Raw genomic sequence first — 23,382 nt, forward strand, 5'->3', positions numbered from 1 at the left:
AAGTTATTACGAGCAGAATCTAGATTCCAAAACCAATGGAATCATATGAATGAGGTGTCTGCGGATATTAGTATGCAACAACGTAAGATCGTTGGTGTATTAACTGCTTTGACACAAAAAATTCAAGGTTTAACCTATGCCGCTGTTGTATTAGTTGGATGTTTTGCCGTGATGGAAGGCGAGATGACAACGGGTGCTTTGGTTGCGTGTTCGATCCTTTCCTCACGAATGCTTGCCCCTATTTCACAAATCACAGGGATTTTAGGACGTTTACAGCAAGCTAAGGTTGCGAAGAAAAGTCTTGATGAATTAATGCAGAAACCTGTTGATCAACCTGATCAAGCGCATCTGGTTCATAAAGAAGTGTTAAATGGGGACTATGAACTTAAAAATGTTATGTTCCAATACACAGAAGAAGATTCTCGTCCAATTCTTGCACTTCGTCATTTGAAAATTAAAGCTGGTGAAAAGATTGCGATTTTAGGTCGTAACGGTGCAGGTAAATCAACATTATTACAATTATTGGCTGGTATGCAATCCCCATCAAATGGTTCTGTGCATTTGGATGGTCTCGATATTACCTTAATCGATCCTGCTGATGTGCGCCGTGATATGGCATTGTTGAATCAGAATGCACATTTATTCTACGGAACAATTCGTGAGAATTTGACCTTAGGTGCGCCTTTAGCAAAAGATGATGACATTTTAAAAGCTTTAAAAGTGACAGGTGCTTTAGGCTTTGTGCAAGAGAAAAAAGAGGGCTTAGATCATTTAGTTTTAGAAGGTGGTGTAGGCTTCTCAGGCGGGCAAAAGCAAGAATTGCTGTTAGCACGATTACTGATTCGCCAACCTAACATTTTATTACTCGATGAACCGACTGCCGCGATTGATGATATTGCCGAAAAACAATTAATTGATCACTTAAAAGGCTGGTTAGGACACAGAACATTAGTCGTCGCAACACATAGACGAGCTGTGCTTGAGTTGGTTGATCGTATCATTGTGATGAACGAAGGTAAGGTTGTAATGGATGGACCACGAGATCAAGTTCTAAATCAATCAGCAGGCCAACAAAAACAAATTAAACAAGGGGAAGATTCATGAGCGAACAACAAGCTAACAACCGTTCTATGAATGTATCCTACAAAGAGCCAGCTTTACCACGTTCAAGTCTTGTGATTTGGATTGTATGTATTGGTTTAGCGATTTTTTTGACTTGGGCTTGGTTATTTAATCTAGAAGAAGTTTCTACAGGAACGGGTAAGGTCATCCCTTCATCTAAAGAGCAAACTATTCAATCTTTAGAAGGTGGTATTCTTACGAAGTTAAATGTGCAAGAGGGTGATATTGTTCAAAAAGGAGAAATCCTTGCGCAACTAGATCAAACACGCTTCGCATCTAATGTCGGTGAATCAAAATCACTTTTAACTTCTGCTCAAGCGACTGCTGCGCGATTACGTGCTGAAGTCAATGGAACTCCTTTAGCATTTCCTGCAGAAGTGCTCAAAGAACCTAAATTAGTCAAAGAAGAGACCGCTCTTTATTATTCTAGACGTGAAAATTTAGAACAATCATTAGCTGGTTACCAACAAGCTTTACAATTAGTTCAACAAGAATTGATGATGACTGAACCACTTGTTGCGAAAGGTGCTGCAAGTGAAGTAGAAGTACTTAGACTCAAGCGTGAAGCCAATGATCTTAGAAATAAGATGAATGACACACGTAATCAATACTATGTAAAAGCCCGAGAAGAGCTATCGAAGGCAAATACTGATATTGAAACGCAACAACAAGTTGTGAGGGGACGCAGTGATAGTTTACAACGTGCAATCTTTAAAGCACCTGTGCGTGGTGTGATTAAAGAAATTGATGTAACAACTCTTGGTGGTGTTATTCCGCAAAACGGTAAATTGATGACGATTGTTCCTTTAGAAGACAAACTGTTAATTGAAGCACGTATTTCTCCAAGAGATATTGCTTTCATTCGACCTGGTCAAGAGGCATTAGTGAAAATCACTGCATACGACTATTCGATCTACGGTGGTTTGACTGGAAAAGTAACAGTAATTTCTCCTGATACGATTAGAGATGAAGTTAAACAAGACCAATTTTACTATCGTGTTTATATCCGCACTGACTCTGACAAGTTATTCAATAAAGCAGGTCATGCGTTTGGTATCACACCAGGTATGGTAGCGACAGTTGATATCCGCACGGGTGAAAAAACAGTTATGGATTATCTACTTAAACCATTTAATAAGGCCAAAGAAGCTTTGCGTGAAAGATAAGCAAGCTAAACTCAAAAAACCTCGCAATTGCGAGGTTTTTGAACCTTAAGACGTTATACTTTGTTTTTAAATTTGCATTGATGTTTTTATGCCTTTTACTATTGCTCAAACCGTTACCTTTGAAGAAGAAATTAAAAAAAGTCGCTTTCAGGCGATTGCGAGTGTTGTAGAAAATGATCAACAAGTAAAAAAGTTTTTAGAAGAGACAAAAGACATCTCGACGACACACCAATGCTGGGCATGGAAAATAGGTCATCATGTACGGTTCAATGATGATGGCGAACCTTCAGGTACAGCAGGTCGCCCGATATTAGCAACGATAGAGGGGAATGACTTAACCAATGTTATTGTATTGGTGAATCGTTGGTATGGCGGAGTAAAACTAGGCACTGGTGGTTTAGTCAGGGCGTATGGTGGGTGTGCAGGTCAGTGTCTGCTACTCGCTGAAAAAATAGAATTAATTGAGAAAAAGAAGATTACTTTTAGTTGTGCATTTAACGAATGGGCTATTATTCAATATGAATTACTACAACAGCAAATAGAGTTTCTAGAAAACTATACTGAAACGGGTGTTAGTATTCAGGCACAAGTGCAAATACACCAGATCGAACCATTAAAGCTCAAGCTTCAAGATATAACGCGTGGTCGCGAGCAGCTTAAACTTATTGAGGATCAAACAGATGATGCATGATCCACTATTAAAATATCGTGAACAGCATAAACATCGATTGAACTATATGCCATGGTTATATTGGTCTTTAAAACCCAAACATAGAGAATGGGCGGAAGCATGGCAAAAAGAATATCAGAACTATTTAATGGAAATGGAAACAGTTGAAATTGGCAACAATTGTTTTATTTCACCTTTAGCACATATCTTTGCTGAGCGAGGACGTAAAATTACTATCGGCGATAATACTTTTATTGCTGCCGATTGTACTTTACATGGACCGTTAGAAATCGGTTCTGAAGTCGCGATCAACCACCATTGTATTCTTGACGGAGGTCGCGCAGGTATTAAGTTGCATGATCAAGTTAGAATTGCAGCATATAGTCATCTGTATGCTTTTGACCATGGCATGGATTTAGATCGACCCATCTATCAGCAAGCAGTTCGTTCACAAGGCATAGAAATTGGACGTGATGTTTGGTTAGGAGCTCATGTTGGAATTAAGGATGGGATTAAAGTTGGTGATCATGCGGTTATTGGTATGAATAGTATGATTACTAAAGATGTTGAGCCACATGCAATTATGGCTGGAAACCCTGCAAAATTGATTCGTTATCGGAAATAAGAATTAACTAGAAAACTCTCAAGAGATTCTATACATAAATTTAACCAACCTGCTATCTATCTGTGTTAAGTTAAAAATAAGTAGAAGACCTAAGGTATTGAACCTAAAGAGAGGCGATTATGAACCGCGTTATTGCATGTATCGATTCCTCACCCTGTATCGATGCGGTGGCGGAGGCTGCAGTTTGGGTTGCCAAGCAAACTCAAAGAGAATTAGTCCTTTTACAAATCCTAGATTACTATCCCGCCAGTTACCATTTAGGTGAAATTAGTGGTGTAATCGGTTTTGAAAGTAATGCCATGTTACTTAAAGAATTGGCTGAGTTAGAACAAAAGCAAAGCGAATTAGCCTTGGATTATAGTAATAATTTACTGAAACATATCTCTGAATTAATTGAAAAAAATTACGGTTTGACTAGCACCAAAATTCAAGAAAAAGGTGATTTTCTTGAACAGAGTTTTAATATTCTTAAAGAAAATGATGTGGTAATCATCGGGCGAGTCGGGGAACGCGCTGCTGAAAAAAATAAACCAATTGGAAGTAATGTTGAAAACTTTATTCGTGGGGCGAATTGCACGGTAATTACCGTAGGGGAGCATTTTTCACCACCAAAACGTTTTATTTTTGCTTATGAATACTCTCCGACTTGTCAAAAGATGATGGAGAGAATTGCTCAAAGTGATTTATTGAAAAAACTGCAATGCCATTTACTGTATGTTGGTGATCATCCAGAGATGCTGACTGAACCTGAGAAATATCTTAAAAGTGCTGGTTTAGATGTAATACCAATATATCGTTATGGCGATGTAGCACAAAATATTTTGGAATATCAACGCGAACATGACATTCAGCTGATTGTATTAGGTGCATTTAGTCACAGTAAGATTCATCAGTTTTTCTTGGGTAGCATCACAACCACGATATTTAGAAATGCAAATGTACCGCTGCTTGTTGCTAAGTAGTTCATTTTATTCCATATAGTTATCCGCAATTCCTGTGGATAACTATATGGAAAAGCAACCTTAATATACTTAATTTATTGATATTTATAATTAAAAAATAAAAGTTTATTTTTTAACCTCTATTTGACGATTGCAATTGCAAAGCCGTCATGTCCTTTCGATCCAACAGTTTGTAGAGCAGTACACGATAAAAGTTGAGGATGATTCTGGAGCGCAGTAAAAGCTTGACGGATACCTTCAATACTTGGCTTTTTATTATTTGAATCTAAGATATCACCAGAGCGAATAACATTGTCTAGCACAATGATAGTGCCTGAGCGTGCCAATTTTAAACTGAGTTCAAAATATTCTGGATAACTTTGTTTGTCTGCATCAATAAAAATGAAATCAAATGGTTCACTATTTTCATTAATTAATTGATTCATGATATCAACGCCACGACCTTTTTTAAGCTCAATTTGGGTTGGCATATTGGCATAATCAATATTTTCTTGGGCAAGGATCACGTGTGTATCCCGTCCTTCCACAGTAAGCAAATATCCATCAGCAGGCATTGCTTTCGCCAACCAAATTGTACTATAAGCAGCAAATGTACCGAGTTCGAGCACACGCTTGCATTGATTCATTTGAATCAACATTTGTAAAAACATGCCTTGGTTAGGTGCAACAGCTAGATGATTAGAAAAACCCTGCTGGTCAGTGTTATCTAATGCATGTTGAAGTCTCTCGTCTGTGGGAATGAGATGTGAATTAATATATTCATCAATGTCTGTCCACAACTGTTGCATGGTTGTATTTACCTATAAATTTGATAGCTGCATTTTAAACATTTATCTTCGAAGTGCAATTTGAATGCTGAAGGAATCATGAGTGCTGAAAGTAAAAAGAGATCAAAAGACCTCATTTTTACTCGAGTTTTGCAATTTAGAAGTTACAAAGAGATGTATTACGAGTCAAATCAGGACCCCAAGTGCGATAACCTTGAGTATCCAAATGAATTTGACCTGAACTATATAATCCAATACCGAGATCTAGACTTTGACCATGCTGAATCCAAAATTGGCATAACTTGAATTTTGTTTGTTCAATATATGCATAATCTTGGGGTTGAGGGTATTCAGGTCCAATACGAAAATCAATTGCGGAATTAAATAAGTGCTTTGATGAGCTTGCACCACCAGCACACTGATTCAGTGGTAGATCACGATAAACTGAGGTAACTTCGAAATCAGTAAGAATTTTTGCAGCGATTAAATATTTGAATACTCGTAATGTTGAAAGTGAGTTATTCCATAATTCACGATTTGGAACCATGTATTCTGAACGTCCGCACTTTTGCCAGTCTCTTGCTGTTTTCAGCAATTCAAAACTAGGAATAATATGTGCGACATTATTGCGCATTAAGAAATGTTCATATTCGCGTACACGTGCGTAGTTTTCGCCCTGACCTAACCACTGACGATAAGATGCAGGTTCTGTTTTTGTAGGGATTGGACGATTAAAAGTTACTTGTTCTTCAGGAATATATATTCTTTTGCTTGGACTAACTTTCTTTGGAGACGTGGCACAACCAACCATCATCACAGGGATGACAAATAATGAAAACAGACCCTGTAATTTATTTCGCATCATAAAAAAGCAATTCACATTTAGTATAGTGCCTATTTTAATGCAAAATAGGGGGCTAAAAATGGCACAATTGCAAAGAAATGTGTGATTCAGGTATAAAAAAAGACCAGTAAAACTGGCCTTTTTGAAAATTACTTTTCTAAATACTGAAGCTTGTTTGGTTTGCCGTTCCATTCCTCACGATCAGCAGGTTGTTCACCGATTTGAGTAATGTTATTGCCAGCCCATTTTTCAGATAATTCAGCATTTAATTCAATAAACACTTCTTGACCTTCAGGTAACTCATCTTCAGAGAAAATTGCATTTGCAGGGCATTCTGGTTCGCAAAGTGCACAGTCGATACATTCGTCAGGATTGATGACTAAGAAGTTAGGACCTTCATAGAAACAATCTACAGGACAAACTTCAACACAATCTTGATATTTACATTTGATACAATTTTCTGTGACAACAAAGGTCATGGCGGCAGCTACCTAAAAAATATGGTTTTCATTTTCAATAGCGTATTTTAGGCAAAAAATGCAGATAGAAACAATTCCTTTTATTGATATTTATTATTCGTATCAATGAAAAGGGCTGATTTATATGAGTTTTGTTGATAATAACTCTCAATAACCTGAATCTATTTGCACTTCATCCTACGATAAAAGACGTATTTTCAAATTTAATTAGAAATTAAAATTTGCTAGGTTCTAACTTTAATATAGTAGAGAACCTAGCATATAGTTAATTTTCAATAGTATCTGAGCTTTTAGATAAAGCTTTGAGTTGATAAAGGTGTTCTAAAGCTTGGCGTGGGGTAAGGTCATCTAAGTCCAGTTGCTTTAACAGATCTAAAGCAGGTGATTGCATTTTTACTTCAATTACTTTTTCAATAACTTTAGTTTCTATTTCATGTTCAACTGTACTAAACAGATCATTTTGCACAGAGTTTTGCAAATGCTGATGTTGCTGTTTTTCCAGTATTTTCAAACGTTTTTGTGCATCTTTGATCACATTAGCAGGGATACCAGCCAATTTTGCAACTTGTAAACCATGACTTTGACTTGCAGGTCCATGCTGTACTTTATGCAATAGGATTAAATTACCATTTAACTCTTGCGCGGTGACGTGATAGTTGTCAATTCCAGCTTCGCTACCCAATTCTGTTAATTCAAAATAATGTGTTGCAAAAAGACATAAACACTTAATACGTTTAGTTAAATCTAGTACACATGCCCATGCTAGAGATAAACCATCATATGTACTGGTTCCACGTCCGACTTCATCCATCAATACTAAAGATTGACTTGTTGCATGATGTAGAATTTGAGAAGTTTCAGTCATCTCAACCATGAATGTTGATTTGCCTGTAGAGAGGTCATCAGCTGAGCCGATACGAGTGAATATGCGATCGATAGAACCGAGTTTTGCTGATTTCGCTGGGACAAAACAACCACAATAAGCGAGCAAGCTAATTAAAGCTGTTTGTCTCATAAACGTGGATTTACCACCCATATTGGGACCAGTGATGATCGCCATACGATGTTGATGATCAAGGAATGTATCATTTGGAGTGAATGGAGCTTTGTTTAAAGACTCAACCACTGGATGTCGACCCGCCTGAATCTTGATACAAGTTTCTGGTGTATATTCAGGTCTTGCCCAATTATTTAATCTTGCCTGATGTGCAAAATTCGCTAAAACATCGATATGAGCAATTGCAGCACTCATCATCTGTAATTGAGCAATATTTTGGCGTAATTCATCCAATAAAGATTCAAACAGTAGTTTTTCACGAGCGAGCGCACGAGATTCACTCGAAAGCACTTTATCTTCAAAGCTTTTAAGTTCAGGTGTGATGTATCTTTCAGCATTTTTAAGTGTCTGACGACGAATATAATCGGCAGGGGCTTGCTCAGCTTGAGCTCGTGTTAATTCGATATAGTATCCGCTGACACGATTGTACCCAATTTTCAGCGTATTGATGCCAGTTCGCTGACGCTCTTTGATTTCTAAATCTATTAAAAATTGACCCGCATGATCACGTATTTTGCGTAATTCATCCAATTCATCATCATATCCCTCTGCAATTACATTTCCATCACGTAAAAGCACAGGAGGGTTTTCAACAATTGCTGCAATAAGATGTTGGTGTAGACTTTTGAAATTACCAAGTTGCTGATCAAGCTCAATTAATAGTTTGGATTTTTCAGTGTTGAGTACAGGCGCTAAAGCATGTCGTAAAAAAGGAATTTGAGCACAGGCTTGGCGAAGTTGAACTAAATCACGTGGTCGAGCACTACCCAAAGCTACTCGACTGAGTACACGCTCAATATCGCCGATTTCTTTCAAAACTAAGCGAACAGGTGATTCGTGATAACCTTTCAATAATTGCTCGATTGCATCCAAACGAGCATCGAGTATTGCTGTATCTCGAATGGGCTGCATGAGTGTGCGACTCAGTAAGCGACCACCCATCGCAGTTTGACAATCATTGATTAATTGGAATAAAGATGTTCCATGCTCAAATAACGGTTCGATGATTTCAAGGTTACGACGTGTAATTGGGTCTAAAGCAATAAAATCTGTACTCTGTTCGATCTGTATAGAACGGATGTGAGGTAGGGCTGTTTTTTGTGTTTCTTTAGCATAATGAATAAGCGCAGCCGCAGCAGCCTTTGCTAGAGGAATTGGATCTAACCCAAAGCCTGATAAGGTGGAAACAGCAAACTGGTCACACAGCGTCTTTTGAGCATTATTTTGATTAAAATCTACATTCGGTCTTTTGGTAATTGGACAATCTAGATTTTTCTTAATATGTTCGATGATGTTTTGATCGACTAAATCCTCATCAATCAAAATTTCACTTGGCATCAAGCGAGCAAGTTCTATTGGCAATTGCTCTGGTTTATATGTCTGTTGTTGAACTTTAAAAATACCTGCACTCAAGTCAAGTAATGCAAAACCAATTTGATTTTGTTGTATACACAGAGCAACTAAATTTGAGGATTGATAACTTGATAAAAGCGCATCGTCAGTTAAGGTACCAGGTGTCAAAACTCGGACTACTTTACGTTCGACAGGTCCTTTACCCGTAACTTCACCAACTTGCTCACAAATTGCAACGGTACGACCTGACTTTACTAAACGTGCTAAATATCCTTCAGCTGAATGGTAGGGAACACCTGCCATTGGAATTGGTTCACCATTTGTTTTGCCACGATGGGTTAGCGTGATACCAAGTAATTTTGCAGCTAAATAGGCATCCTCAAAAAAGAGTTCGTAAAAGTCACCCATACGATAGAACAAAAGCGCATGTGGATATTCCATCTTGACTTTGAGGTATTGCTGCATCATCGGCGTGTGAGATGAGAGATCAGCCATAACTGAGTCACTGTTCATGCGTTATAAGTCCTTAAATTGAAAATATATTACTAAATGAAGTTTTACCATTACTGCCTAAAATTGATCGAAATTCAGAAATCTTAACTTTCGATATCAAAATCACTAAATTACAAAATACAGTTTTGGTGTAAACCCTTTTTCGACAGCCATCTTAACAAATTGAGCTTGATTGACAAAAAGGATTCCTAAAATGAATGAGGAAATTAGCAACAAAAGAGTAAGTTAGTTTTTTTATTTTATTTGTTACTCCTAAGCCTTCATTGAGGAAGGTAGGGTTTTATTTAATGATTTAAGTGCTAAGTCTCATGTTTGCACGCAGAATTTACAGAAGAACTAAAAAGGTATCTTAACCCAGTATTAGTCATGCTTGTCGAGTAGATCAGTGTCTTAAATCCTTAATTATTATATATTCGAAAATTATCAGTATTTTTTAATAGATGTAGCACCAGAAGAATTTTGCTTTAGAAACCTGATAGCAACAAAAATACCACTCAAATTGAATCATTAACTGATAATTGTTTTTATTTGTATTATAATTGCGAGGTTTTTTAAGGTTATTTTAAGTTTAATCTGAATTTCAATCTGATGATTGATTATAGAGGTCACATGAAAAAGTATTTATTTGTTAAAAATCAAATTGTTATGAGTGGTCTGCTGTTCTGTGGTTTTGCACCAATGCTTTATGCTGCTACTGAACAAACTCAACAAATTGTTGTATTACCTACGATTCAAGTGATTGGCTCACAAAAGGATTCAATTTCAAAAATTCCAGGTGCAGCGGTAATTGTAAGCCAAGAGCAAATTCAACAATTCACTCCAAACTCTACAGAAGAAATTTTAAAACGCGTATCAGGTGTGTATGTTAAACCTGAAGAGGAGTCAGCAATTGTTGGCAACATTGGTATGCGAGGAATTAGTTCGGCTGATTACAAAACACTTATTTTAGAAGATGGTGTGCCTGTTGCGCCGGGTTTATTTGTTGGAAATGGTCGTTATTACAATCCACGTATTCAACGTATGGATAGCATTGAGGTTCTTAAAGGATCTTCTGCGTTGCGTTATGGACCTATGAATATTGGTGGTGTAGTAAATTATCGTACTAAACAACCTAAAGATGGTGCTCTTGTTGATCTATCAATTGGATCTTGGGATACCTATAAGACAACTGTTGAATTAGGTGGCAGTTCTCCAACGAAAGATAGCAATGTCGGAGCGATTTTAAGCTGGGCGAAAAGTGACGGTTTCATGGATAAAAGCTATGAAATGAAAGATGCCGTTATCAAAGCAGGTACAGCTATCGGTGATAATCAATGGGTTGGTGTTAAATTTACTCATTATGAAAATGATGCCAATATTTCATATCGTGGTCAGTTCTTGGGTGAGTATTATGCCAAGAAACAGAATAATCCTGCTCCTGATGACTGGTTCTTAACAGAGCGTAATTCTTTTGATATCAATCATCGTTGGGATATTAATCCAGATACTGAACTTCAAACATTGCTGTATTGGAGTGAAATGAATCGTGATTCCTGGCGCTATGGCGTGAATGCTACAGCTTCACAAGCTGCAGGTCGTTGGATTTATACTGATAATGTAAGTGGCTTTAATCGTGCTTTTGAACGTATTGGAGCGGAAACTCGTCTGATTGCAAAAAATACTATTTTTAATATTCCTGGTGAAGCTGAGATTGGCTTGCGCGTGATGAATGAGAAAATGGATGACGTTACGATTAATGCAACTCGAGCTACACCACGCACAGGTACAACAGCAAAAGATACTAAAGATTCTGCGAAGAGTGTTGCTTTGTATGCTCAAAACCGTTTCGATATTTCAGATCAATTATCCGTAACGCCTGGTGTCCGTGTTGAACGCTATGAACAGCAACGTGATGATAAACAAAAGAATGAAACAGTTAAAACTTCAAATACCGAAGTAATGCCCGGATTAGGTGTTACCTACCAATTCATTCCAGCTGTTCAGCTTTACGCTAGTGTCTACAAGGCATTCTCACCAGCACTAAATGGTGACTCACTCAGTGGAATGAAAGATCAAAAACTAGATGCAGAAACTGCGGTAAGTTGGGAGTTGGGTTTAAGAGGTCAGCAAGATGCAGTTCGTTACGAGTTAACTGCTTTCCGTATGGACTTTGATAATCAAATTATTCCAGCCAACAGTAACCCAGATTTCCAAACGACCAATGGCGGTAAAACATACAACCAAGGGTTTGAAGGTGCTGTAAGTTTAGAATTTGAGAATGGTTTCGATGTGTTTGCTAATCTTACATGGATTGCAAATGCTGAGTTCAAAGGCGATCGTTACAACAAAAATGGTTCACTAAAATCAAAAGATGGTGACCGTGTACCATATACACCTGAATGGGTGGCAAATCTTGGGGTAGGTTATACCTATGCAGGTTTGCGTAGTCAGTTGAGTGCAAACTATACAGGTTCTCAGTTTACTGATGAATTAAATACCAAACCGATTGTTGAGAATACTTCAGGATTCTTTACTGGAAAAATCGATGCTTACACGACTGTCGATTTAACAACACGCTATACCTTAAATGATCAAGTTGAGTTTTATGGCGCAGTTAAAAACTTAGAGGACAAGCGCTATATCGCAAGTCTACGTCAAGGGATTTATGTTGGTCCTGAGCGTTCATTTGAAGCTGGTGTTCGTTATCGTTTCTAATCGATGATTCGGTTGACATAGAAAAAAGGGTTGTATTGATTAAATACAACCCTTTCTTATTTGGGGACTATATAGCAGAATTCGCTATATCGCTAAAATCTTATTTATTTGTTTAGCACTTTACTCATACGAGCAAGCAGAATGACAGGGATCAAACCCACTAAAACAATTAATAATGCTGCAATTGCTCCATCTTCATATGTTCCTCTTGAGGCTTCTGCATATAACTGAGTTGCGAGGGTTTCCATATTCAAAGGTCGAAGTAACAGGGTGGCTGGCAATTCTTTCATGCAATCTACGAAAATAAGCAATGCCGCAGAGATGATTGCAGGGCGGAGTAGTGGAAGATGAACTTCTTTTAATATTAAAAATTGATTTCGGCCTAAATTTTGAGCCGCGTCATCAAATACGCCATGGATACGATTATATCCAGACTCTATTCCACCAATTGCGATTGCAAGAAAGCGTACACTGTAGGCATAAATAAGGGTGAAAGTTGTTCCTAAAAAGAGTAAGCCTGTGTGAATTCCTAACTTAAATTCAAGAAAATCAGCTACCGCATGATCAATTTTTCCAAGTGATAACATAAGACCAATGGCCAACACAGTTCCAGGTATTGCATAACCTAAACTAGCAATTCGGCTAAACCATGTAATTTGGCTAAAGCGTGCCGCACTGACAATAAAGAATCCGATTGCAATTGTGATCACAGTAGCAACTGTAGCTAGAAATAAAGTGTTGATTGATGCTTGTAATAAATAGTCTGAAAAACCTGCATACTTGAAACGCTTATAAGATTCCACCAATAAATGGATGAACGGAATGAGGAAACCAATGCTGATAGGGATTAATCCAAGCGTTAAACATAAACCAGCTTTTGTGCCACTGAGTTGTTGTGCTGGCATCAATCGACTACGTTGAGCAGAGTTCATATAGCGTTGTTTGCGTCTACCCAGTCTTTCAATAACAACCAATAAAGTAATAATGATCAACATGAAAATCGCGATTTGTGCAGCACTAGCGAGATCGGATTGATTTGTCCATGTTGAATAGATCGACAAAGTTAGGGTTTTGACGCCTAAAAACTCGGTTGCACCGATGTCATTGATGGTTTCCATCAAAGCTAAACTAGCCCCCACAGCGATTGCTGGACGAGCTAAAGGAATCGCTACTCGAAAAAAAACTTGGTTCGGGTTGAGCCCTAAACTGCGTGCAACTTCAATCAAGCTAGCTGATTGCATGAGAAACATCGCACGTGTACTTAAATAGACATAGGGATATAAGACAAAACTTAATAGAAAAATACAGCCCCAAACAGAGCGAATATTCGGAAACCAAGCAGGTTGAGATTCCCAACCGAAGTTAGCTGCTAGAAAGCTTTGTACTGGGCCGATAGGATGTAAAATATCGATATAGCTATAAGCGATGATATATGTTGGTATTGCAAGGGGAAGCAGCAGCGCCCAATCTAAAAAAGCTCGACCTCTAAACTGATATGCGGTTACTAACCATGCGCTACCAGTCCCGATTAAAATCGTGAGTAGACCAACACCAAATAATAAAATACTGGTATCAACCAAAGTAGGGGGCAGAACATACTGAATCAGATGCCCAAAAATATCACTATTACCCTGAATTGCTGTTAAAACCAATGCAATAACAGGCAAGCAAGCAAGTAAGGTTAATACCCCACTGAGCGATGTAAATAAATTAAAGTGATGCTTATTTTTGGTCATTAGAGATTAAGAAACTATTGAAGAGCAGGTTTAAGAAGTTTGATTGGACAGGTCAAAACAAAATGGATGACCTGCCCATAAAATCACTTAGTGATTAAATTGAACTTTATCGACTAACAGATTTGCTGCTTTACGATATTTTGCAATTTCACTCAGACGGACGTTATCAATATTTAACTTTCCGAAACTTGCGATAATTGGATCAATCTTCACACCAGGTTTTACTGGATACTCATAACCACTTTGTGCATAGATTGCTTGTGCATGATCTGAAGATAAGAATTCCAATAATTGAACTGCTTCTTTACGGTTTGGTGCATATTTTGCCACAGCTGCACCTGATACATTAATATGCGTTCCACCATTTTTAAAGCGAGGTAATACAACATTAATTGCATTGCCCCAACGTTGTTGCTCAGCATCACCATTACGCATTGTTCCTACGTAGTAGGTATTTGCAACGCCGATATCACAAATTTTACCGAGAATATCGCGTGCAACATCACGATCGCCACCACTCGCTGGGCGTGCTAAATTTGCTTTGATGCCACGTAACCATTGCTCAGTTGCTTTTTCGCCGTGATGAGCAATATAGGATGCAATTAACCATGTGTTATAAGGATGGCTGCCAGAGCGGATACAAATCTTGCCTTTCCATTTTGGATTTGCGAGATCTTCATAACTGATGGCTTTTAGTGGTGTACGTTCTTTAGAAACATATACTGCACGAGCACGCATAGATAGCGCATACCAATGACCATTGGCTGCACGTAAGTTACCTGGAATCGCGGTATTTAAAACTTTAGAGTTCACTCGTTGAGTTAAACCATTTTCAACCAAATCAACCAAATTACCGAAATCAACTGTCAGCATGACGTCTGCAGGTGAGCGGCGACCTTCAGTTTTAACACGTTCCAGCATTCCATCTTTGATAAAAACAGTGTTTACTTTAATACCTGTTTTTTGATTGAACTCATCTAATAGTGGTTGAATTAACACAGGTTCGCGTGTGGTATAGAGATTGACCTCAGCGGCATTTACCCAACCACTGCTGAGTGCGATAAGACTAACCGAAAGCGCATGAAGTTTTATTCGTTGGTTCATTTTTGATCCCTAAAAAGAAGAAACTTGAATAATAAATACCAGTTAAGTGGATGATTGATGGATTTCGATTGAATCATTGGATTCATAAAAGAAACACTGAGATAAATCTAACGATAGGTAGATGGTGTCTGTTTGGTCGTAATGTTGAGAATATTCAACATAAGCACTTAACACTTTATCTTCTGCCTCGATTTTTAATTTAAGTAGTTGTGAATAGCCTAAGAAGTTCGACGAAATAATTTTAGCAGCTAGACTATTTTCAGTTTTTATCCGATTAACACGTAATTGATGGGGTCTAAAATAGCAACGAATCTCGTTACTACTCGTCAAATGTTTTGGAATATCAATATTTCCAAAAATCGTATGCAGTTGTTGATCTTGTATTTGGGTTTTTATTTCATTCAAATCGGAAAAATAACGTGCTGCAAAAAGTGTTTTCGGTTGGAAGTAAAGCTGCTTAGGCGTACCACTTTGAATGATTTTACCCTGATGCATCAAAATAATCTGATCAGCAATTTGAAGTGCTTCTTCAGGATCATGAGTCACAATGATAGTTGTGGTTGAAGTCTGTTTTAAAATCTCAATAGTACTTTGTCGAATTTGATCACGTAAACGATGATCCAAATTCGAAAATGGTTCATCCATAAGTAAGACATGTGGTTTAGGCGCGAGCGCACGAGCTAAAGCGACACGCTGTTGTTCACCACCAGATAAAGTATGTGGATAGCTATGAATATGATGCGACATAGAGACATGCTTTAACGCATTTTCAGCAATAGATTGACGCTCGTGCTTCGGGATTTTTTTCAATCCAAACATCACATTTTCCAACACGCTTAAATGTGGAAAGAGAGCATAGTCTTGAAATACAAAACCGATATTGCGTTCTTCAGCTTGAACTTGTTGATATGGGTCCCATAGAACTTTTCTTTCTAGCTGAATAGAACCCTCAGTAGGAGTCTCTAGACCTGCGATCAGACGTAGCATGGTTGTCTTACCGCAACCTGAATGTCCCAATAGGCAAATAATCTGACCACTTTGAGCAGACCATGATGCTTGATTTACAGCAAAACGCTCACCGAATTTTTTGCTAAGCTTTTGAATCGTTAAGACATTGGCCAACGTTAAGGTATGAGCATTCATGGTCAATTCACAGGAATAATTCTTGCCCAAATAATAACTGATAATTCTTCTCAAGTGGAGTTTTTTTGAAGGAATGCGAGCGTGTTTATTGGCGCTATTTTAATTAACTCAAAGGTAGAGTGATTTAATTTGAATAAGCAATTATTTAATTAAATATTAGATATTTAACTGGCTTATAAATAAATTATTTAGTGAGTGATAGATTGAGTGCTAGTATCACTTTAACTTTTAGAAGTGTTTTTTTACAACATGCAAAATCAGACGGTAGAGAAAGCTAGTGTACCCATACTGACTTTAGCTGCACTTGGTGTAGTCTTTGGCGATATTGGAACTAGCCCACTTTATGCACTTAAAGAAAGCTTTCATGCAACACATGGAATGCCAATCAATGAAATTAATATTTTAGGAATCTTATCGCTTATTTTCTGGACCATCATGTTGATCGTCTCTCTTAAATATGTGATGGTGATAATGCGAGCAGATAACAATGGCGAAGGTGGAATCATGGCATTACTTGCCTTGAATTTACGTCAGCCAGGTCTTTCTAATCGAACAAAAATTCTGATTACAGCTTTAGGTTTTATTGGCGCTTCATTATTCTTTGGTGATGGCATTATTACACCCGCAATATCTGTGTTATCGGCTGTGGAAGGACTTTCTGTTGCGGCTCCAGCATTTGATAAATTTATATTACCGATCAGTATCGGCATTCTGACGGCATTGTTTCTTGTACAAAAACATGGAACTGCCGTAATGGGTAAGTTTTTTGGCCCAATTACACTGCTTTGGTTTTTGTCTATTGGTGCGATTGGGTTTGTGAGTATTATTCAAAGCCCAACGATTTTGGCTTTCTTAAGTCCACATTGGGCATTGCAATTTATTATCACCAATCCGTATATTTCATTTTTTGTGATGGGCGCTGTCGTTTTGACCGTCACAGGTGGTGAAGCGCTTTATGCTGATATGGGGCATTTTGGTGTTCTTCCGATACGCCTTGGTTGGTTCCTCGTTGTTTTGCCTTGTCTTATGTTGAATTATGCAGGTCAAGGTGCTTTATTGCTAAGAGATCCTACAGCGATTACCAATCCATTTTATTTACTTGTACCATCCTTTTTCCTCTATCCAATGATTCTTATTGCGACCGCAGCAGCTGTAATCGCATCACAGGCATTGATTAGTGGTGTTTTTTCGATGGCGAAACAAGCGATTCAATTGGGTTATTTACCTCGTCTGAATGTACTACATACCTCAGCGTCTGAAGTGGGTCAAATTTACATTCCTTTACTCAATTGGATTCTATATATTTCAATTTTATTCCTAGTTTTACTCTTTAAAACAAGTAGTAATTTAGCAGGTGCTTATGGTCTTGCTGTAACGATTACCATGTTCTGCGATACGCTTTTGGTTGCATTTCTTGCTTATAGCTACTGGAAATGGAAAACGTGGAAACTGGTTTTATTCGCTGTACCATTCATTTTTATTGATTTAGTGCTGTTAGGCTCGAATCTACTTAAGTTCTTTATTGGTGGATGGGTGCCTGTGCTTATCGCTGTCTTTGTCTTTACATTGATGATGACATGGAAGAAAGGGCGGGTTCAATTGCAGGAAAAACTCCAAAGCGATACGTTGCAGTTAGAAACCTTTATTAAATATCTAGGCACAGATATGAATAAGGTATCTGGTATTGCTGTGTTTTTGACAGGTTCTCCATCTGTAGTACCACATGCGTTGTTGCATAATCTCAAGCACAACAAGATTCTTCATGACAAAAATATGTTGGTAACGGTGCAAGTTTCGGATATCCCATACGTGCAAGATGAACTGAGATATGAGTTCGAAGTTTTAGAGAAAGGCTTTTATCGGATACAAATCAATTATGGTTTTAAAGAGCAGCCGAATGTACCTATGGTCTTAGAGAAAATTTTCAATAAAATTAATTTTGAATATAATCTGATGGAAATCAGTTTCTTTGTGTCACGCGAAAGATTGATCTACAAAGCGGATAATAAGTTAACTACATGGAGAAAACATTTATTCGCTACGATGCAAAAGAATACAAGTCCTATTAGCGATTTTTATCAAATCCCTACGAATCGTGTTGTCGAAATTGGTAGTCAGATTGAGATATAAAAAAAAGAGCCTTTTTGAAAGGCTCTTTTTTTATGCTTGGATTTACATCGGATAAATAATTTTGACTTTCTTAATGCGAGTGCCATCCATTTCTATAATTTCGAAATAGATTCCCTCATAGGTCAATGTAGAACCGACATCAACTTGACCTTCTAATTTATCTAGTAATAAACCAGCGACACTTACATAGCCTGAACCTTCTTGAACTAGTTCAAGTGTGCCTAATTCAAGTTGAAGTTGATAAAGGTCTAATAAGCCAGATGCTACCCATTCTTGATGAGATACTTTCGTCAAATCCAGTTGTTCATCTGAGTCTGGGAATTCACCAGCAATTGCTTCAAATACATCTAATGGAGTGATCAATCCTTGGATATTTCCAAATTCATTCGTCACCATGACTAAAGAGCCTTTTGAAGAGCGCAAAGTATTAATTGCATCTATCACTTTCATCTTTTCAAAAATAAAAATTGGACGTTGGCGTTTTAAAAGATTTTGCAATTCTTCTTTTTCATCCAAACAATCAATCAGCTCTTTTGCGCGTACAACAGTAATGACCTTATCCAAATTGCCTTTACAGACAGGGAATAAGCTGTGAGGTACTGCAAGTACTTTAGCTCGGATATCTTCAATATCATCATCGATGTTGACCCAAGAAATTTGATCTCTAGGTGTCATAATCGATGAAACAGAGCGTTCAGCCAGAGTTAACACACCACCGATCATGTAGCGTTCTTCGGCACCGAATGAATCATCGTTGTTATCGATAATCGTTGGGTCATTTTGCTCTTTGCCACCCATGAGCTTGAAGATCGTATTTGCAGTACGATGTCTTAAAGGTAGTTTTGATGCATGTTTTTCAGCATTTCGTTGGGTAAATTGGTTGAAACCTTCAATTAGGATTGCAACGGCAATACCTGAATAGATATATCCTTTCGGGATATGGAAACCAAAACCTTCAGCAATCAAGCTAATACCGATCAGTAGTAAGAAGCTTAAGCACAAAATAACAACAGTAGGATGCTTATTTACAAAGTTTGTTAATGGTTTTGATGCAATTAACATCACTACAACAGCGATCACCACGGCTGCCATCATGACATAAATATTGTCAACCATTCCGATTGCTGTAATCACAGAATCTAAAGAAAACACTGCATCTAGAATAACAATCTGAGTGACCACCATACCAAAGCTTGCATAAGCAACACTTGATTGGGTTTTATGTACAGGTTTGCCTTCTATTTTTTCATGTAATTCTGTAACGGCTTTATAGAGTAAGAAAAGACCACCAAAGAGTAGGATTAGGTCTCGACCTGAGAAACTCAGAGTCCATATATGGAGAATAGGTTTTGTTAAAGTAACTAGCCAAGAGATAATGGAAAGCAGGGCTAAACGCATGATAAGGGCTAATGAAAGACCTATGATTCTTGCTTTATCTCTTTGTTCTGGAGGAAGTTTATCTGCAAGAATTGCAATGAAAACTAAGTTATCAATGCCAAGTACGATTTCGAGTACAATTAAAGTTAATAACGCGATCCAGATGCTAGGGTCTAAAAGAAATTCTATCATCCTAGTTCTCCAAGCTGTCTACTGAGAGAGCCAAAGATACGCCTTAAAGGTGAGGGGTCCATATGTATAAAACCTTTGATTTAAATGGTACCTGCAAATTTATCAAAGATTCACAAAAATAAAAGTAATAATCTGAGCACAGAAACAAATTAAATATATACTCCATCGCCTTAGTTCAGATTTATCTGCTCGTTTTTCTTATTTTTAAGATCACCATGAAGCCTGTTCCGCAATCCCGATTTTTACGTTATTCCATTCGAGATGGTTTGCATCTCAAAAATAATTCTTCGTATTGGCATAAATTACATCTCGACCCTTGGTTATTGAGCCTTCTCATTTTAAATGCGATCTTAGGTTTAATCGTCGTATATAGTGCATCGGCTCAAGATATGGGGTTGGTATTCAAACAAGGATTTAGTTTCCTTTTAGGATTTGTAGCACTTTTTGTTTGTGCTCAAGTTCCTCCAAAAGTTTATCAGGCATTTAGCCCTTATCTATATGCTGTGAGTTTAGTACTGCTCATCGCTGTATTTTTTATCGGTGAAGTGAGAATGGGTGCACGTCGGTGGATTGCTATTCCATTGTTAGGAAGTATGCAACCAAGTGAACTGATGAAGTTTGCAATGCCGCTGATGATCACGTGGTTTTTATCTAGAAATGCTTTGCCACCTAGAATATTTCATATTTTGATTTCATTGGCTTTAATTGTCATTCCTTTACTTTTAGTCGCATTACAACCTGATTTGGGGGCAGGCATTCTGATCCTCACCAGTGGTCTGTTTGTATTGTTTTTGGCAGGTATTTCTTGGAAATTAATTCTAGGCTCTATGGGTTTAGTGATGTTATTTCTTCCGATTGCTTGGACTTTTTTATTGGAAAGCTATCAAAAAAAGCGTATCACAACTTTGATTGATCCTGAGGCTGATGTCCTTGGTTCAGGTTGGAATATTATTCAGTCTAAAATTGCGATTGGTTCGGGTGGGTTTTCAGGAAAAGGTTATTTACAAGGCACTCAATCACATTTTGGATTTTTACCTGAACGGCATACAGACTTTATTATGTCAACTTATGCAGAAGAGTTTGGTTTTATTGGTGTGGTGATTCTATTTAGCTTATATGCAGCAATCATCATCCGCTGTTTTATGATTGGATTAAACTCATTTAATAATTTCGGACGATTGATTGTCGGCTCATTAGCGTTGTCTTTTTTTCTATATGTCGTTGTTAACTCAGGTATGGTCAGTGGAATTTTTCCTGTGACAGGAGATCCATTACCATTTATGAGCTATGGTGGTACAGCTATTATCACCTTATTGGCAGGTTTTGGGATTGTGATGTCAGTTCATACGCATCGCTAGTTGATTCATCATCTTTGATTTGAACGTGTATTTCTGAGTCGTTCATTAAAATTTATGCGTTGACTGAATCATGGCGAGCAGATGACCTGTTTTTAGATAAAGTGTTGCGCCTTGTTGACCTGATTGAAGTTGGTAATCTGCTTGTGGAGGAATACGTAACCAAGAACCTGTTGGATAAGTTTCTTCACTATGGCTGATTTCACCTTCAATCACTAAAATTTCAGCACCACCTTTTACATCATATTCGATGGGATGTAGGGGCATGATTTTTTCTAGATAAGTATGCTCTAGCTGAGATTGGTAAAGTTCACAGATGTCTCGATGTCCCATTTTTTTCCAGTTATTTGGGTTATGGGTATCGATACGAACAGCTTCAGTTTCAGTCTCGGACATTTGTCTGAGTTTGACAAAGATCAAGGTGCCCATCTCACTAGATGGAATATGACTAGAGTTATGAGGATTCCGCAAATACCATCCTTTTTGATAGTGTTGGCTACCATCTTCAGTGAACATTCCAGACAATACCAAAATCTCTTCGCCATGAGGATGTTGATGTTTTGGAAATAAGCTTAGAGGTGCGTATTTGACTAAACTTGTTGCTCTAGCTGCTTCATTGCCAACACGGTCTAACATGACACGTTCTACTTCACCGCCAGGTGATTTTACCCATTGATAGTCTCTAGGTTTGACGACTGCGAACTTTGAAAAATCAGCATTTAGCAAAAACATCAGAATTATCCTCAGTAATATTGTCTAAGATAACTATCGGCATTTAGATTATTAGTCAATCTTGAAAAAATAATTGGGATGATTCTTTGATCATTTATTTAATTTTCAATGTGCTGAATATTATTTCAAATGAAAAGAATAACTCGAAAAATCACACTTTCTTCATCCTGAGTTACTTATGCTTTGTTATGAAATTTAACAGATTGATATTGAACGACAGCGAAGTGATTTCATTTTATGTTGAATACTAAAAATTATGATGATGGTGACCTTTCAAGAATTATTGAAATGGCATGGGAAGATCGAACACCTTTTGAAGCGTTAGAGCGCGAATATGGTCTGAATGAATCTGCTGTAATCAAACTGATGAGGCAAAATTTGCAAGCCAGTAGTTTTAAACTCTGGCGTAAACGGGTGACGGGTCGAAAAACCAAGCATTTGCAACTACGTTCACCAGAGATCAATCGTGGCTACTGCTCACGTCAATATAAGCACCATTAATTTTGCGTTTGCTATCCTCAATTGTCCTTTTGTGGATTGCTAGCATTTCTATTGATATATCTCATGTTATTGAATTTAAGGTAATGTAATGTCAAATCTATCGATTGCTTATATTTTTCAGCAACAACAACTTTTAGTTGATGAACAGTTTCAATTACCACGAGTTGAAAAATTGCACAGTGATTTAGTACTGTCAGATGATGAGCAGGTCGTTGCGCGAGATCTATTACCCAATGAAAGCATACCCGTTGGCTATCAGCTGGTGCCGATACGTCAGCTTTTACAATATTGGAATCACCAACAGTTTGAGCAAGCAAGTCGAGCTGTACAACTTTTAGAATGGCGACGCAACCATCAGTTTTGTGGGCGATGTGGTGACAAAACACAACAAAGCACTGATCAGTTTGCGATGATGTGTCCAAGTTGTGGTTATAACCAATATCCACGTGTTAACCCTTGTGTGATTACGATTATCACAAGAGGGGATGATGAGATACTGCTTGCAAGAACAACGCGCAATAAGACCATGTATAGTCTGATTGCAGGCTTTGTGGAGGTAGGTGAAACCTTAGAAGAAGCAGCGCGTCGAGAGACTTTGGAAGAGGTTGGTTTAAATATCAAAAATATTCAGTATCTCGCCAGCCAGCCATGGCCATTTCCAAGTAATTTAATGGTTGCATTTAAAGCTGAATATCACTCAGGCGAAATTAAAATACAGGAAAAAGAAATTAGTGATGCACAGTTCTTCAAATTTGATCAACTGCCTGAAATTCCATTTAAAGGAAGTATTGCCTATGCAATGATTATGCACGTTATGCATGGAACGCCAGTCGCGGATGATACAAGTGAATGGTTATGAG

The 23,382-nt window shown here is 37.7% G+C and carries 18 protein-coding genes and 1 pseudogene; 10 read left to right on the forward strand and 9 right to left on the reverse strand.

Features of this window, described 5'->3' with window-relative positions; genetic code table 11:
• The 5 genes and pseudogenes from Q9Q86_RS03065 to Q9Q86_RS03085 form a co-directional block, all read left to right on the forward strand.
• Positions 1-1,104 (forward strand): annotated as a pseudogene (locus tag Q9Q86_RS03065) (ATP-binding cassette domain-containing protein); the annotation flags it as partial.
• Positions 1,101-2,288 carry an HlyD family type I secretion periplasmic adaptor subunit gene (locus tag Q9Q86_RS03070; RefSeq protein ID WP_004913338.1) on the forward strand — a complete coding sequence of 396 codons (1,188 nt, stop codon included), beginning with the start codon at positions 1,101-1,103 and terminating at the stop codon, positions 2,286-2,288. The pseudogene Q9Q86_RS03065 and the gene Q9Q86_RS03070, both read left to right, overlap by 4 nt.
• Before the next feature lie 88 nt (positions 2,289-2,376).
• A complete protein-coding gene (locus Q9Q86_RS03075) occupies positions 2,377-2,979 on the forward strand; it encodes a YigZ family protein (RefSeq protein WP_112986771.1) in 603 nt (200 codons plus the stop codon).
• Positions 2,972-3,583: an acyltransferase gene (locus Q9Q86_RS03080; RefSeq protein WP_080592503.1), complete on the forward strand. Its 612-nt coding sequence runs from the start codon at positions 2,972-2,974 to the stop codon at positions 3,581-3,583. Before Q9Q86_RS03075 ends, Q9Q86_RS03080 begins: the two co-directional genes overlap by 8 nt.
• 119 nt (positions 3,584-3,702) lie before the next feature.
• Entirely contained in the window at positions 3,703-4,545 is an 843-nt protein-coding gene (locus tag Q9Q86_RS03085; protein WP_004913328.1) for a universal stress protein, read from the forward strand.
• A 119-nt stretch (positions 4,546-4,664) separates the two neighbouring features.
• On the opposite strand, the gene Q9Q86_RS03090 is transcribed toward Q9Q86_RS03085, so the two are convergent.
• The 4 genes from Q9Q86_RS03090 to mutS form a co-directional block, all read right to left on the reverse strand.
• Positions 4,665-5,333: an O-methyltransferase gene (locus Q9Q86_RS03090; RefSeq protein ID WP_112986772.1), complete on the reverse strand. Its 669-nt coding sequence runs from the start codon at positions 5,331-5,333 to the stop codon at positions 4,665-4,667.
• A gap of 136 nt (positions 5,334-5,469) precedes the next feature.
• Positions 5,470-6,177, reverse strand: a complete 708-nt coding sequence (locus tag Q9Q86_RS03095; RefSeq protein WP_004953171.1) for a D-Ala-D-Ala carboxypeptidase family metallohydrolase — start codon at positions 6,175-6,177, stop codon at positions 5,470-5,472.
• A gap of 128 nt (positions 6,178-6,305) precedes the next feature.
• Positions 6,306-6,635, reverse strand: a complete 330-nt coding sequence (gene fdxA, locus Q9Q86_RS03100) for a ferredoxin FdxA (protein ID WP_004639922.1) — start codon at positions 6,633-6,635, stop codon at positions 6,306-6,308.
• 265 nt (positions 6,636-6,900) lie between these two features.
• Entirely contained in the window at positions 6,901-9,558 is a 2,658-nt protein-coding gene (gene mutS / locus Q9Q86_RS03105; RefSeq protein WP_112986773.1) for a DNA mismatch repair protein MutS, read from the reverse strand.
• Positions 9,559-10,167: 609 nt separating this feature from the next.
• Between mutS and Q9Q86_RS03110 the strand changes: the two genes are divergently transcribed.
• Positions 10,168-12,252 carry a TonB-dependent siderophore receptor gene (locus Q9Q86_RS03110; protein WP_112986774.1) on the forward strand — a complete coding sequence of 695 codons (2,085 nt, stop codon included), beginning with the start codon at positions 10,168-10,170 and terminating at the stop codon, positions 12,250-12,252.
• A gap of 104 nt (positions 12,253-12,356) precedes the next feature.
• Here Q9Q86_RS03110 and Q9Q86_RS03115 read toward each other — a convergent pair whose 3' ends face one another.
• The 3 genes from Q9Q86_RS03115 to Q9Q86_RS03125 form a co-directional block, all read right to left on the reverse strand.
• Entirely contained in the window at positions 12,357-13,988 is a 1,632-nt protein-coding gene (locus Q9Q86_RS03115) for an iron ABC transporter permease (RefSeq protein ID WP_112986775.1), read from the reverse strand.
• A gap of 87 nt (positions 13,989-14,075) precedes the next feature.
• Positions 14,076-15,092 (reverse strand): extracellular solute-binding protein, encoded by a 1,017-nt coding sequence (locus Q9Q86_RS03120; RefSeq protein ID WP_004677245.1) that lies wholly within the window; start codon positions 15,090-15,092, stop codon positions 14,076-14,078.
• A 42-nt stretch (positions 15,093-15,134) separates the two neighbouring features.
• A complete protein-coding gene (locus Q9Q86_RS03125; RefSeq protein ID WP_112986776.1) occupies positions 15,135-16,235 on the reverse strand; it encodes an ABC transporter ATP-binding protein in 1,101 nt (366 codons plus the stop codon).
• A gap of 249 nt (positions 16,236-16,484) precedes the next feature.
• Here Q9Q86_RS03125 and Q9Q86_RS03130 point away from each other — a divergent pair, with 249 nt between their 5' ends.
• On the forward strand, positions 16,485-18,365 hold the full coding sequence (locus Q9Q86_RS03130) for a potassium transporter Kup (protein ID WP_112986777.1): 1,881 nt from the start codon (positions 16,485-16,487) through the stop codon (positions 18,363-18,365).
• 42 nt (positions 18,366-18,407) lie between these two features.
• Here the strand turns inward: Q9Q86_RS03130 and Q9Q86_RS03135 are convergent, their stop codons facing one another.
• Entirely contained in the window at positions 18,408-19,934 is a 1,527-nt protein-coding gene (locus Q9Q86_RS03135) for a transporter associated domain-containing protein (RefSeq protein WP_112986778.1), read from the reverse strand.
• A 215-nt stretch (positions 19,935-20,149) separates the two neighbouring features.
• On the opposite strand from Q9Q86_RS03135, the gene rodA reads away from it, so the two are divergent.
• Positions 20,150-21,292 (forward strand): rod shape-determining protein RodA, encoded by a 1,143-nt coding sequence (gene rodA, locus Q9Q86_RS03140; protein ID WP_112986779.1) that lies wholly within the window; start codon positions 20,150-20,152, stop codon positions 21,290-21,292.
• A gap of 45 nt (positions 21,293-21,337) precedes the next feature.
• Here rodA and Q9Q86_RS03145 read toward each other — a convergent pair whose 3' ends face one another.
• Positions 21,338-22,021, reverse strand: coding sequence for a cupin domain-containing protein (locus Q9Q86_RS03145; protein ID WP_112986780.1), 684 nt, complete (start codon positions 22,019-22,021; stop codon positions 21,338-21,340).
• 237 nt (positions 22,022-22,258) lie between these two features.
• Here Q9Q86_RS03145 and Q9Q86_RS03150 point away from each other — a divergent pair, with 237 nt between their 5' ends.
• Positions 22,259-22,522, forward strand: coding sequence for a TIGR03643 family protein (locus Q9Q86_RS03150; protein ID WP_004913242.1), 264 nt, complete (start codon positions 22,259-22,261; stop codon positions 22,520-22,522).
• A gap of 88 nt (positions 22,523-22,610) precedes the next feature.
• Positions 22,611-23,381: an NAD(+) diphosphatase gene (gene nudC / locus Q9Q86_RS03155; RefSeq protein WP_042893506.1), complete on the forward strand. Its 771-nt coding sequence runs from the start codon at positions 22,611-22,613 to the stop codon at positions 23,379-23,381.
• Position 23,382: the final 1 nt, after the last annotated feature.

It is taken from the genome of Acinetobacter sp. A22 (genome assembly GCF_030913345.1).
In the GTDB taxonomy this organism is placed as follows: domain Bacteria; phylum Pseudomonadota; class Gammaproteobacteria; order Pseudomonadales; family Moraxellaceae; genus Acinetobacter; species Acinetobacter junii.